Source organism: Martinezella rhizogenes (assembly GCF_027460065.1).
Classification (GTDB): domain Bacteria; phylum Pseudomonadota; class Alphaproteobacteria; order Rhizobiales; family Rhizobiaceae; genus Agrobacterium; species Agrobacterium rhizogenes_C.
The window spans coordinates 156,137-169,164 of the sequence record NZ_JAPYZZ010000005.1 but is presented as its reverse complement, the minus strand read 5'-3'; the positions used below and the strand labels follow the sequence as shown (position 1 = coordinate 169,164).

Sequence of the window (13,028 nt, the reverse complement as noted above, 5' to 3'; positions counted from 1 at the left end):
TCGCCGGGCAGTCTGGACATTCTCGCCAGCAATTTCCCCAGCGAAGGATGTCAAAACATGAATCTCTATTCTCTTCTGTCAGCGCGTGCAGCCGGCGGCAAACCTGTCCGGGTCGGTCTCATCGGCGCCGGCAAGTTCGGCTCCATGGTGCTGGCGCAGGCGCAGCGTATCGCCGGTTTCCACATGGTCGCCGTAGCAGACCTCAATGTCGGCAAGGCAAGGGAATCGTTTGACCGCGTCGGCTGGCCGAAGGAGCGTTACGACGCGACGAGCTGCGCCGATGCGCTGAAGAGCGGCAAGACCTATGTGACCGACGATGTGAACGAGCTTTTCGCCTGCGGCGAAATCGAATGCGTGATCGAAGCGACCGGCCATCCGCTGGCTGGTGCACGCCATGCATTGGGCGCCATCGAGCACAACAAGCACGTCGTCATGGTCAATGTCGAAGCCGATGTCATGGTCGGGCCGATCCTTGCTGAAAAGGCGCGGGCGAAGGGCCTGATCTATTCCATGGCTTACGGCGACCAGCCGGCGCTGATCTGCGAACTGGTCGACTGGGCGCGCGCCACCGGCTTCGAGGTCGTTTCCGCCGGCAAGGGCATGAATTTCGAGCCGCGTTATCGTTATTCGACGCCGGACACGGTCTGGGGTTATTTCGGCTGGACGGACGAGGAAGTGGCCAAGGGCGACTTCAATCCGAAAATGTACAATTCCTTCACCGACGGGACCAAGGCGGCCATCGAAATGGCGGCCGTCGCCAACGGCACGGGGCTGGATTGCCCGGATGACGGTCTGGCCTTCCCGCCGGCCGGCCTGCACGATCTCGCCCGCGTCTTCCGCCCGGCTGCCGATGGCGGCCGTATGTCGCGCTCCGGTCTGGTCGATATTGCTGCGAGCCAGGAGCCGGACGGACGCGAGGTGTTCAACAACATTCGCTACGGCGTTTTCGTCACCTTCAAGGCGCATAATGAATATGCCCGGGCCTGCTTCAAGCAATATGGCCTGCTGACCGATCCCTCCGGCTGGTACGCCTCGATGTGGCGTCCTTTCCACATCATCGGGCTGGAAACCTCCATCAGCGTGCTTTCCGCCGTGCTGCGCAATGAGGCTACCGGTTGCTCCAGGGAGTTCCGCGGCGATGCCGTCGCTACGGCGAAGAAGGACATGCAGCCCGGCGAGATGCTCGACGGCGAGGGCGGTTACGCGGTCTGGGCAAACGCCATTCCCGCCACCCGTAGCCTAGACATCAAGGCACTGCCGATCGGCCTTGCCCATAATGTCAAGCTGAAGCGCGCCATCAAGAAAGACCAGATCGTCAGCTTCGACGATGTGGAGCTGGTCAATGATCTCGATGTGGTGAAGCTGCGCCAGGACATGGAAAACCAGTTCCGTCCGCAAAAGGACGCCGCGGCGTAATGGACGGGAGAGAGGACATGTCGAAAGGAGCTTTCGTGGTGATCGCAGAATTCCGGGTGAAGCCCGACGCGATGGACGCCTTTCTCGATGCGGCGCGCGATGACGCCAGGCATTCGGTTCAGGATGAACCGGGCTGCCAGCAATTCGATGTGGTGCGGCCGGAAACCGGAAACAATGTGGTGTTCTACGAGGTCTATGACGACAGGCAGGCTTTCGACGACCATCTGAAAACACCACATCTCGACCGGTTTCGGGAAGCATTTCCCGCCCTCATCGAAGAAGAACTGCCGGTGCGCTTCTTAAACCGGCAATGGCTCTGAAGGATGGAAATGATGGCTGACATTCGCCGGATCGCCGTTATCGGAACGGGCATCATGGGCGCTCCGATGGCGGGGCGTCTGGCGGAAGCCGGGTTTTCCGTCCAGGCCTGGAACCGCAGCGCTGAAAAAGCTGCGGTTCTGGCGGCAAAGGGCGTGCAGCCGACGTCCACGGCTGCCGAAGCTGCGGCCGAAGCCGATGTCGTCATCTGCATGCTGAGTTCCGGGCCGGTCTGCAACGAGGTTCTGTTCGGTGCCTCGGGTGTCGTTTCCACCATGAAGCCCGGTGCTATTCTGCTGGTGATGAGTTCCATCCCGGTCGACAGCGCACGGGAACAGGCGGAGGCGGCAAAGGCTTATGGCGTCGCTTATGTCGACGCACCGGTTTCCGGCGGTGAAAAAGGGGCGATAGAGGGAACGCTCGCCATCATGGCCGGCGGTGAACAGCGGGACGTGGATGCATTGCGGCCACTCCTCAATTGCCTTGGCCGCGTCACCCATGTCGGGCCGGTGGGTTGCGGGTCATTGGCCAAGCTTGCCAACCAGCTGATCGTCGCTTCAACAATCTGCGCTGTCGCCGAGGCTCTCACCCTCGTTGAAGCCGGGGGAGCCGACCCGGCTCAGGTACGCCAGGCTTTGCTGGGCGGTTTTGCCGAGTCCACCGTCTTCCGCCAGCACGGTAAACGCATGGTGGAGGGCGATTTCCGCCCCGGCGGCCCCGCGAAATATCAGGTGAAGGATACGTCCACGGCGCTGGCTTTCGCCGAAAGCCGTGGCCTGAAATTACCGGTCGGCGAGGAGGTTGACCGGCTGTTCCGCTCCATGGTCGAGCATGGCGCGGGCGAGCTTGATCACAGCGGTGTGATCCTTGAGATTAAGCGCATGAATGCGTTCGGAGGAACGCTCGAAACTGTTTGAGACACAACAAAGGGAGGAACATATGAAAATTTCAAAACTTTACGGGCTGGCTCTCGCCGCCACCATGCTGGTCGCATCCATCGCGCAGGCCGAAACGCTGACGCTTTCGACGCCGGATGCCGACAATTCCGAAATCACGCTCGCCGCCAACAAGTTTGCCGAGATCGTTTCGAAAAAGACCGACGGCAAACTCAAGATCAAGGTATTCCCGAACGGCACGCTGTATGGCGGCGACCCTTCGGCGGGCGTCAAGCAGCTGGCCGGCGGTTCGCTGGACATGCTGTTGAATTCGACCTCGCTTTACGCGACCTTCAATCCGAAATTCACCGCCATCGCCATTCCCTACCAGTTCCGCGATATCGACCAGCTCCGGGTCTATCTCGACAGCGATCTCGGCAAGGAGCTTTCCACTGATTTGAGCAAGATTGGCATTCTCGGGCTCGATCTCTGGTCGCGGCCGCTGCGCCAGATCACCAATTCCAAGGCGCCGATCAAATCGCCGGCTGATCTCAAGGGTATGAAGCTGCGGGTGCCGAACAATCCGCTCTGGGTCGAATTCTTCGGCGCCATGGGGGCTGCGCCGACGCCGATGGCCTTCGCTGAAGTTTACAATGCGCTCCAGCTGAAAGTTGTCGATGGGCAGGAAAATCCGGTCAACGTGCCTGTCAGCGCCAAGCTTTACGAGGTGCAGAAATATCTGACGATCAGCAACCACATTGCTGACGCCTGGGTGCTGGGCATGAACCCGGCCCGCTTCGAAGGTCTCGACGAGGGCTTCAAGACGGCGCTGAAGGAAGCGGCGACTGAAACCGAGCTTTGGAAAGCGCAGAACGACGCTGCCGATATCGACAAGTCGCTTGAGACGCTGAAGAAGAACGGCATGGAGGTCAACACGCTGACCGATGACGAGCGCAAGGCCTTCGTAGAGGTCGCGGCCGGTCTCTCGGCGAAGTTCTCGGCGCTGGTGAAAGATCAGGCGTTCTTCGACAAGACGCAGGCTTTCCTGAAGACGAACTGACGTTTGCCGCAGTTGGAGGCCGGGCCTGCATCTTTTGGCAGGCCCGGCCATCCCCAAACGTCAGCAGGCGTTGCTTTGCCGGAAAGGCAGGGTGGCATTCGTTTACCGGATATCCGGTTTCAGCAGTGGAAGGGTATTGTCATGCGCGATACGAAACCTTCGGTGCTCGGCACCATCGTAAAACTCATCGCCGATATAGCCGCGGGGGCAGCCTGTGCCGGCATTCTCATCGTCGTGCTTCTTCAGGTCATCGGCCGCCTTATCGGCAGTCCGCTTCCCTGGACCGAGGAGGCGACACGCTTTCTTTTCATCTGGATGGTCTTCCTTGGCCTTGCCGCCGGTTTCCGCACCGTGGAAAGCGCCCGTGTCGTGGTGTTTCTGGTGCTGTTCCACCGCTTCTTCCGGCGGCTGGCGGTGCCGATCTATGTCGGTTCATCGGTGTTTTTCTTCGGCATGATGGGCTGGACGGGCCTGACCCTGGTGCGCCAGCAGATCATGATGAACGAGACCGCCGCCACCCTGCCGATCCCGATGTGGGCCATCGGCATGGTGCTGCCCGTTTCCGCCATCATCGCCGTGCTCGCCATCATCGAATCGCTGCGCAGCCGCCGGGAGCTCATCGCGCTTCCCGAGCTTGGCTTGCCGGCGGACGAGATCGCCCATGCCGATATCTCCATTTCAGCAGGACATTGAGCCATGTCGGTCTTTCTTCTCATCGCCTTTTTCGGTCTCAGCATGCTTGGCGTGCCGCTTGCCATCGCGCTCGCGCTCGCCAGTGTCGGCACGCTCTGGCTCTTCACCTCCATGCCCATGGACCTGCTGTCGCAGACGATGTTCTCGTCGATGAACTCTTTCCTCCTCGTCGCCGTGCCGCTGTTCATTCTCGTCGGCACGGTCATGGAGCGGGGGCGGGTGGCGGAGCGCATCTTTGATTTCGCCGAGGCCATGGTCGGCTGGCTTCCCGGCGGTCTCGGCCATGTCAATGTCATCTCGTCGGTCATCTTTTCCGGCGTCTCCGGCTCGTCCGTCGCCGATATCGCCTCGGTCGGCGCCATCGAGATCAAGGCCATGGAGCGGCATGGATTTCCAAAGGGTTATGCCGTCGGCATGACGCTTTGCACCTCCACGCTCTCCTCGATCATTCCGCCGTCGATCCTGATCGTGATTGCCGGCTCCATCGCCAACGTGTCGATCGGCACGCTGCTGATCGCCGGTCTGGTGCCCGGCCTCTTCATCGCCTTCGCCTTTCTGGTCTTCAACCACTTCTATTCGGTGCATTACGGTTACAATCCGCCGACACCGTTCAATTTCCGTCTGGTGGTCGTCACGGGTCTGCGCGCCATCCTACCGATGCTGACGCCGCTGATCCTGATCATCGGCATTGCCAGCGGCCTGTTCACGCCAACCGAGGCAGCAGCCATCGCGGTCGTTTATGTCGCGGTGCTCGGCGTCATCGTCTATCGCACGTTGCCGGTGCGGGAATTGCCGGAAATATTGATCTCGACGGCGCGCATTTCCGGCACCATCCTGTTCATCGCCGCCACCTCGCAGCTTGCCGCCTGGGTCTTCACCTTCGATGGCTTGCCCGAACAGGTGGCCGAGCTTTTGAAGGCCATGAACCTTGGCCCCATGACCGGTATGCTCGTCATCTTCGTCTTTCTGCTGATCATCGGCATCTTCATGGAAGCGATCCCGGCCATGTTCATCCTCATCCCTGTGCTGATGCCGCCGGTGGAGGCACTGGGCATCGATCCGATCCATTTCCTGATCGTGACTGTCATGACGCTGACGCTCGGGCTGGTGACGCCGCCGGTGGGGGTCTGCCTGTTTGCGGCAGCACAGGTGGCGAATATGAAGATCGAGGATGTCATTCGCGGTTCGCTGGCGCCGATGACGGTACTGACGCTTGCCATCTTCGCGCTGGTGCTTTTCCCGGTGCTGACGCTCGGGCCAATCCGGCTGATGGGGCTTTATTGACGCGCAAACGGATTGCCTGAACCATCAGACAACGCGGCGGGCTTGCCACTCGTCGCGTTGTTTTCGCATCCACTCCAGAAACAGCATGACTTTTCTCTGCCGCAGATGGGAATGCGGGCAGACGATCCATTGGGTGACGAGCTTGATGCGCGGCGCGTCCGTCACGGCCGGCACCAGCATTTTATCCTGCAACTCCCGCTCCATCATCAGCGTGCTTTCCAGCGCCACGCCGATGCCGAGAACGGCGGCGTCGATGGCCATGTGGCTGCGGTCGAACAGGACCCGCCGCCAGCGCTTTTCGGCTGTCACGCCGGCCAGAGGGAACCAGTGGTTCCATTGCGCCTGCGCCTTGACCGAATGGATCAGCCGCTGGTTCTGCAATTCCTCAGGCAGAAATTTACCGGCACCCTGATAATCCGGCGAACAGACCGGCAGGAATTCCTCCTCCACCAGCCCTTCCACGAAGAGGCCCGGCCAGCGGCCATCGCCATGGCGCAGCTCTATATCGACGAGTTCCTGCGAAAAATCGGTCGGCTCATTGGTGCCGTCGAGGCGCACTTCCAGTTCCGGGTGTTCCTCCAGAAACGAGCCGAGACGCGGCAGCAGCCATTTGTTGGAGATGGTCGGCGTCGCCCGGATCGTCAGCGTGGTGACCGAGCGGAAGCCGCGAATACTGTCGGTGGCGTCTGATATCTGTTCGATCTGGGCGGTGATCATGGAGAAATAGCGCTCGCCCGCTTCGGTCAATGTCACCTTGCGGCCGGTTCGCGCCATCAGGGTCGTGCCGAGCTGGCCTTCCAGCAACTGGATCTGCTGGGAAACGGCCGATGGTGTGACGCTCAGTTCCTCCGCCGCCCGGGAAATGCTGCCCGCCCTTGCCGCGGCGTGGAAAACGAGGATCGATTTTATCGGGATTTGCATGGGTAGGGCTTTGCTCAACGGAATACGGCGGTCACCTGAGTATCACAGGTGACCGCCGTGTTGAAAAGCGTTGAACGCGAGGCTTTTAGCGGTGGCTCGGCAGTTTCGGCAGGAACACCGTGAGCAGGCCGAGCAGCGGCATGTAGGAGCAGATGCGGTAGACGAATTCGATGCCTTCCTTATCCGCATAAACACCCAGAACCGCAGCGCCGATGCCGCCGAAACCGAAGGCGAAACCGAAGAACATGCCGGCGATGAGGCCCACACGACCCGGCACCAGTTCCTGCGCGAACACGACGATGGCCGAGAAGGCGGAGGAGAAGACGAAGCCGATGACGACGACGAGAATGGCCGTCCAGAACAGGTTCGCATAGGGCAACATCAGCGCGAAGGGAATGACGCCGAGGATAGAGAACCAGATGACGACGCGCGAGCCGAAACGGTCGCCGATCGGGCCGCCGAAGAACACGCCCAGTGCCGAAGCGCCGAGGAAGAGGAACAGCAGAACCTGCGCGTCCTGAACACCAAGACCGAACTTGTCGATGGTGTAGAAGGTGAAGTAGCTGGACAGGCTGGCGAGATAGGCATTCTTGGTGGCGGTCAGAACCACCAGCACCAGAAGCGTCATCATGACAGTGCCACGCGCAAGGGGAAGCGTGCGGCTGGCCGGCGCCTTGCCGACTGTTGCGCGGCGGTGGCGGGTGTACCAGACGCCAACCCAGGAAAGCACGCCAAAACCGACGAGCGCGATCAGCGAGAACCAGCTGAGGCTCGTCTGACCGAGCGGGATGACGATGAAGGCGGCGAGCAGCGGGCCGATGGCCGTGCCGGTATTGCCGCCCACCTGGAAGAAGGACTGCGCCAGACCATGACGGCCGCCGGATGCGAGACGCGCAACGCGGGAGGCTTCGGGATGGAAGATCGCCGAACCGATGCCGATGAGGCAGGCGCCGATCACCAGAACCTCGAAACTATGGGCAAAAGCAAGCGTGATGAGGCCGGCGCAGGTGGACAGCATGGCGACGGGCAGGGAGAACGGCATGGGCCAGCGGTCCGTCACCATGCCGACAACCGGCTGCAGCAGCGAGGCGGTGACCTGAAAAGCAAAGGTAAGCAGGCCGATCTGCATGAAATCGAGCGCGTAATTCGCCTTCAGCAGCGGATAAAGCGACGTCAGCAGCGATTGCATGATGTCGTTCAGCATGTGGCAGAAGCTGGCGGCTGCGATGATCGAAAACGCCGTGCGTTGCGGGTTGAAGCCGGTGCTGGTGACGGTGGCCATGGTAAATCCTCTTCAGATTCCCACTCGATCAGCGGGAAACATGTCTTTATTTCTTCCCGCTTTTATTCATATTGTTTCTGGCCTGCATTTGTGTTCTGGACGATTTTCTTTGTGAGTGGGCCAAATGGCAAAAATCAAGCCGTTGGTCTACGGTTCCTTCTCGGCCGAAGACCACAATTATATGCTGAACCTGATCGACGGCACCAACGAACCGGTGCTGGCGCTTTGCCGCACCTATTCCAAGGGACATCTGGGACCGGTCCACAGCCATCGCCGGACGCAGATCTGGTACGCGCATCAGGGCGTCGTCCTGGTCAGCACCGCAGATGGCCGCTGGATGATACCGCCCGGCCATGGGCTTATTATTCCCGCCGGGCTGGAACATGAATCGGAGACCATCTCGACGGTGGAAATGCATTCGATCTACGTTCATCCCGACCTGTTTCAGGCGGAGGTGCCAAGGGTGGTGGAAATCACCGCACTTGCCTCCAGCCTGATTGCGGAATTGCTGAGCGAAGAGCATCAACCCGTCGCTTTTCATCGGCGAGGTCTGGTGCGGGCGCTGTTGCTGGACGAAATCAACCGCCTGCCGGAACGCCCGCTCGGATTGCCATTTCCCGGCAATCAGCGCCTTGCCGGATTATGCCGCGATTTCCTGAACAAGCCTGTGGCGCGGGTGGAGATCGATGACTGGGCGGCCGCCATGGGCATCAGCCGCCGCTCTTTTACACGGCTGTTTCGTAAGGAGCTGGGGGTGAGCTTCGTCACCTGGCGGCAGCAGGCCTGTATCTTCGCCTCCCTGCCGAGACTGGCGGCCGGCGAAGCGGTGACCAATGTGGCGCTGGATGCCGGTTATGAAAACATACCAGCCTTCACCACCATGTTCCGGCGAATGCTGGGCAGTTCACCAAGGGCCTATCGGCAGGCGGCGCGGCAGCGCAGCGCTGCTTTTTCCGATTTTGAAGAGATCGAGGGTTAAGCCGCAGTCGCCCGCATGTCGCGGCGGAAATCGGACGGCGACATGCCGGCGATTTGGCGGAACGCCTTGTTGAAGGCGCTGACGGAGCCGAAGCCGCTTTCCATGGCGATCTGCAGGATATTGTCCTTGCCGGTCATCAGCATCGCCTGCGCGCGCGAAAGCCGCAGCAGGGTCAGATATTTGATCAGCGTCATGCCGGTGGATTTGCGGAACAGGTTCATCGCATATTTCGGATGCAGCGATGCGGCACGGGCAATCTCCGTCGCGTCGATATCGTCGAGAAAATTGGCGGCGATGAAGTCGCACATGCGCACCACGCCGATGGAGGGCGCCATGCCCTCGTCATCCTCCCTGCGTTTGCCATTGGCGGCTGATGATATGACGGAGTAGGGTTCAAGGAACATCCGCTCCACCCTGAGCAGCAATTCCTCCACCGCGTGCTGGGCTTTCGCCTGTTCGCCCGAAGTGACGTAACGAAACCAGCGGCCGAAGTTTTCCGCATCTGCCCGGTCGGTCTCAGCGCTCACCATCGTAGCACCACCCATCAGCAGGCTGGAGACGGTGGCGGGCAGCCGCATGCGGAAGAAGTGCACCAGCGGCAGATGCGCGCCGGCGTAAAAGGAATCGTCGGAGGAGTGGTCCATCTGGTGCGGCTGGCCACCCCAGAAGATGCACATCTGGCCGGCATCGAGCGTCAGGTCGTGATCGCCCATGCGATAATGCACCGATCCCGACATCACGTAATTCACTTCCACCTGCGCGTGCCAGTGAGGCCTGAGCATGATGGGCGGATGATTGTGAAAAAGCTGCAGCGTCGTCGGCATGCCTTCGATGCTGCTTGCACCCGGCTGGTAGAAGGCTCTTTCAGCAATCTTACTTTCCGCCAAATCGATGTTCCCTTTTTACGAGACAGATTTCCTGCCGCCGCTAATGTGCCCATGTTCGCTGAAGAACGGCAATTGAAAAAGGGAGGTTTTCAATGTGCTTGAAATTTCTTGGCGCGTCTACGGCCATGCTGCTTCTCGCAGCCCCGGCTTTCGCGCAGACAGAAACCGTCACCATCTCGAGCTGGAACGTCGCGGCTTCCGCGCTGAAATCCACGGTAGAGGGCTTCAACAAGCAGAATCCGGATATCAAGATCGTCGTTGAAGACCTTGGAAACAATCAGGTTTTTGACAAGACGCTGGCTGCCTGCGCAGCCGGGGGCGATGGTCTTCCTGATATCGTCACCATTGAAAATTTTGAGGCGGAACTGTTCTGGAGTCGTTTTCCCGATTGTTTCGCCAATCTGACCGAGCTTGGCTATACGCCTGAGAAACAGGCGCTTTTCCCTGATTTCAAGCGCACGGAACTGGAGGTTGACGGCGTCGCCTATGCGGTTCCGTGGGATTCCGGTCCGGTGGCGGTATTTTATCGCCGCGACTTCTATGAGAAGGCAGGCGTTGATCCGGCCACCATCAAAAGCTGGGATGATTTCATCACCGCCGGCAAGAAGGTCATGGCCGCCAATCCCGGCACCGTCATGGCGCAGACCGATTTCAACGGCGATAGCGAATGGTTTCGCATGATCGCCAATGAGCAGGGATGCGGTTACTTTTCGACCGATGGCCAGAACATCACCATCAACCAGCCTGCCTGTGTCGCGACCCTTGAAAAGGTCAAGGAAATGAAGGACGCCGGCGTCATCACGGCGGCGATCTGGGATGAGAAAATCCAGGCCAATACGGCCGGCAAGGCCGCCAGCCAGATGTATGGCGCCTGGTATGAAGGTACGGTTCGTTCCGGCTCTCCTGATCTTTCCGGCAAATGGGGCGTCTATCTGATGCCGAGCCTGACGGCGGATGGTCCGCATGCGGCCAATCTCGGCGGTTCGTCGCTGGCGATCAGCTCGACATCCGAACACAAGGAGGCGGCGTGGAAATATATCGACTACGCGCTGACCACCAATGAAGGCCAGGTGACGATGCTGAAATCCTTCGGCCTCGTTCCCTCACTGCTGTCCGCCATCGATGATCCCTTCGTCAAGGAAAAGCAGGCCTATTGGGGCGGGCAGGCGGTGTGGACCGATATTCTGGCCACCCTGCCGAAGATCGTGCCGAGCCGCGGCACGGCGTTCCAGTCGGATGCCGATGCGATCTACAAGGCGACGCAGACGAAATATTTCGCCGGCGGGTATCCCGATGCGAAAGCAGCGCTTGATGATGCGGCCAAGCAGATCGAAACGGCCACGGGGCTGCCAGTCGCGCAGTAAGCCGGCGGCTAGGACCGAGCGGGTGCCACGAATTTCTTCTCCCCGAGGGGGAGAAGTCCGCGGCAGCGGGATGAGGGGGCGACGGTAGCGATAGACCGAGAGCCAGCCCCCTCATCCGACCCTTCGGGCCACCTTCTCCCCCTCGGGGAGAAGAAACCTGCCGCACCGCCTTGCAATGGTCTCGCCCTCAAACGGGGGCAGGCCTCCAAGCTTTTCCATTTATCCGGCCATCGCCCGGCATATGGAGGTCGTCATGCCGTCCAGGAACAGGATCGCTTATGCGTTCCTTGCGCCCTATCTCCTGATTTTCGCCACCTTCTGGGTCTGGCCGATCATCAGCTCGTTCATGCTGTCGTTCCAGAACACGCGGATCAATCCGTGGCGGTTTGCGCCTTCCATGAACTGGGGGCGGCTGGTTTCCGATCCGGCCTTTTATAATGCGCTTTATAATACGCTGATCATTCTGGTCATTCAGGTGCCCGTGATGATCGCGCTCGCCACTGTCATGGCGGTGCTGTTGAATTCGCCGCTCCTGAAGGCGCGGCCGCTTTATCGTTTTGCCTTTTTTGCGCCTGTCGTCGTTGGCGAGGTGGCCTATGCGGCTGTCTTCCGGCTGATGTTCAGCGCCGATTTCGGCATCATCAACAAGCTCATCACCTCCGTCGGCCTTTCGCCCATCTCGTGGTTCGACAATGCCAACGCGGCCATGGCGCTGGTCATCATTGCCGTGACATGGCGCTGGGCGGGGTATAACGCCATCATCATTCTGGCCGGGTTGCAATCGATCCCCGGCGATGTCTATGAAGCGGCGACGCTGGACAAGGTGAGCAAGCGCCAGCAGTTCTTTTACATCACCCTGCCGTTGCTTAAACCCATCATCCTGTTCTGCGTTGTCCTGTCGGTCATCGGCACAATGCAGCTGTTTGCCGAACCCTTCCTCATCACCAACAGGGGCGGGCCGGGCGGCGGCACGGAGACCCTGGGGCTGTTCCTTTACCGGCAGGGCTTCACTTCGCTCAATTTCGGTTACGCCTCGGCCATTGCCTACACCATGGCGGCGCTCGCCATCGCCATTTCACTCCTCAATCTCTGGGTCGGGAGGGAGCCGAAATGAGATCGAAATCGAGATCGCTTTTCTGGCAGAAGATTGCGCTGCACGCGGCGCTGACGCCGCTTGCCATCATCTGGCTGTTTCCGCTGTGGATGATGTTCGTGTTCTCGACCATGCCGGATTACGGCATTTTCAGCCCGGACATTGTTCTGGTGCCATCCACCAATTTCGTCGAGAATTTCAACAATCTGCAGGCGGATACCAATTTCCTCAGGGCCATGTTCATCTCGATCACCGTCGCCGTCATTTACACCGTGCTTTCGGTGTTCCTGACGTCGATGGCCGGCTGGGCGCTGGCGCGTTACCGCTTTGCCGGACGCGGGGTGGTCATCGCCATCATTCTCGGCACCATCACTTTGCCTTTTGCCGTCGTTGTCATTCCGCAATTCATCATGGTGGCGCGGGAATTCAAGCTCGCCAACACCTGGGTGGCGCTGATCGTGCCGCCGCTGTTCAACTCGCTTGGCGTGCTGTTCATGCGGCAATCCTTCTCGATGATGCCGACCGAGCTTTTCGATGCGGCACGGGTGGAGGGCGTCAAGGAATGGCAGATCTTCCTGCGCATCGCCCTGCCACTAGCGCGACCCACCATGGCGGCGCTGTCGATCATTCTCTTCCTGGCCTCGTGGAACAATTACCTCTGGCCGCTTCTCATCAATTCCCGCCCAGGAATGATGACCGCACCCGTGGCGCTTGGCACCCTCATCGGGCTCACCAAAGTGTCATGGGGCGGCATCATGGCCGGCGCGGTGCTGCTCACCGCACCCATACTCGTGGTTTTCGTGGCTTTGCAGCGTCACTTCATCGCCGGCATTTCCGCCGGGGCAGTCAAGTAAGG

General features: G+C 60.1%; 13 protein-coding genes. 10 read left to right on the top strand and 3 right to left on the bottom strand.

What is annotated here, in order from left to right; all coding sequences use genetic code 11:
- Nucleotides 1–57 precede the first annotated feature (57 nt).
- The 6 genes from O8B93_RS10470 to O8B93_RS10445 all read left to right on the top strand — a co-directional run bounded on the left by O8B93_RS10470 (nucleotide 58) and on the right by O8B93_RS10445 (nucleotide 5,646).
- Nucleotides 58–1,416 carry an NAD(P)H-dependent oxidoreductase gene (locus tag O8B93_RS10470; protein WP_065116564.1) on the top strand — a complete coding sequence of 453 codons (1,359 nt, stop codon included), beginning with the start codon at nucleotides 58–60 and terminating at the stop codon, nucleotides 1,414–1,416.
- 17 nt (nucleotides 1,417–1,433) lie between these two features.
- Nucleotides 1,434–1,736: a putative quinol monooxygenase gene (locus tag O8B93_RS10465; RefSeq protein ID WP_080820760.1), complete on the top strand. Its 303-nt coding sequence runs from the start codon at nucleotides 1,434–1,436 to the stop codon at nucleotides 1,734–1,736.
- A 12-nt stretch (nucleotides 1,737–1,748) separates the two neighbouring features.
- Nucleotides 1,749–2,651 (top strand): NAD(P)-dependent oxidoreductase, encoded by a 903-nt coding sequence (locus O8B93_RS10460; protein ID WP_269709744.1) that lies wholly within the window; start codon nucleotides 1,749–1,751, stop codon nucleotides 2,649–2,651.
- 22 nt (nucleotides 2,652–2,673) lie between these two features.
- Nucleotides 2,674–3,669, top strand: a complete 996-nt coding sequence (locus O8B93_RS10455; RefSeq protein WP_080820762.1) for a DctP family TRAP transporter solute-binding subunit — start codon at nucleotides 2,674–2,676, stop codon at nucleotides 3,667–3,669.
- 141 nt (nucleotides 3,670–3,810) lie between these two features.
- Nucleotides 3,811–4,362, top strand: a complete 552-nt coding sequence (locus O8B93_RS10450; protein WP_269709742.1) for a TRAP transporter small permease — start codon at nucleotides 3,811–3,813, stop codon at nucleotides 4,360–4,362.
- A gap of 3 nt (nucleotides 4,363–4,365) precedes the next feature.
- On the top strand, nucleotides 4,366–5,646 hold the full coding sequence (locus tag O8B93_RS10445; RefSeq protein WP_173990185.1) for a TRAP transporter large permease: 1,281 nt from the start codon (nucleotides 4,366–4,368) through the stop codon (nucleotides 5,644–5,646).
- A gap of 24 nt (nucleotides 5,647–5,670) precedes the next feature.
- On the opposite strand, the gene O8B93_RS10440 is transcribed toward O8B93_RS10445, so the two are convergent.
- A complete protein-coding gene (locus tag O8B93_RS10440; protein ID WP_269709741.1) occupies nucleotides 5,671–6,567 on the bottom strand; it encodes a LysR substrate-binding domain-containing protein in 897 nt (298 codons plus the stop codon).
- Between the two features lie 85 nt (nucleotides 6,568–6,652).
- Nucleotides 6,653–7,849, bottom strand: a complete 1,197-nt coding sequence (locus tag O8B93_RS10435) for an MFS transporter (RefSeq protein ID WP_269709740.1) — start codon at nucleotides 7,847–7,849, stop codon at nucleotides 6,653–6,655.
- Nucleotides 7,850–7,973: 124 nt separating this feature from the next.
- Here O8B93_RS10435 and O8B93_RS10430 point away from each other — a divergent pair, with 124 nt between their 5' ends.
- On the top strand, nucleotides 7,974–8,828 hold the full coding sequence (locus O8B93_RS10430) for an AraC family transcriptional regulator (protein WP_269709739.1): 855 nt from the start codon (nucleotides 7,974–7,976) through the stop codon (nucleotides 8,826–8,828).
- Here O8B93_RS10430 and O8B93_RS10425 read toward each other — a convergent pair.
- A complete protein-coding gene (locus tag O8B93_RS10425; RefSeq protein ID WP_080820769.1) occupies nucleotides 8,825–9,715 on the bottom strand; it encodes a helix-turn-helix domain-containing protein in 891 nt (296 codons plus the stop codon). The genes O8B93_RS10430 and O8B93_RS10425 overlap by 4 nt on opposite strands.
- Nucleotides 9,716–9,807: 92 nt before the next feature.
- On the opposite strand from O8B93_RS10425, the gene O8B93_RS10420 reads away from it, so the two are divergent.
- The 3 genes from O8B93_RS10420 to O8B93_RS10410 all read left to right on the top strand — a co-directional run bounded on the left by O8B93_RS10420 (nucleotide 9,808) and on the right by O8B93_RS10410 (nucleotide 13,026).
- Nucleotides 9,808–11,079, top strand: a complete 1,272-nt coding sequence (locus O8B93_RS10420) for an ABC transporter substrate-binding protein (RefSeq protein WP_269709738.1) — start codon at nucleotides 9,808–9,810, stop codon at nucleotides 11,077–11,079.
- A gap of 253 nt (nucleotides 11,080–11,332) precedes the next feature.
- On the top strand, nucleotides 11,333–12,193 hold the full coding sequence (locus tag O8B93_RS10415) for a carbohydrate ABC transporter permease (RefSeq protein ID WP_003523586.1): 861 nt from the start codon (nucleotides 11,333–11,335) through the stop codon (nucleotides 12,191–12,193).
- Nucleotides 12,190–13,026 (top strand): carbohydrate ABC transporter permease, encoded by an 837-nt coding sequence (locus tag O8B93_RS10410; protein ID WP_046800394.1) that lies wholly within the window; start codon nucleotides 12,190–12,192, stop codon nucleotides 13,024–13,026. The genes O8B93_RS10415 and O8B93_RS10410 overlap by 4 nt, the downstream gene beginning before the upstream one ends.
- Nucleotides 13,027–13,028 lie beyond the last annotated feature (2 nt).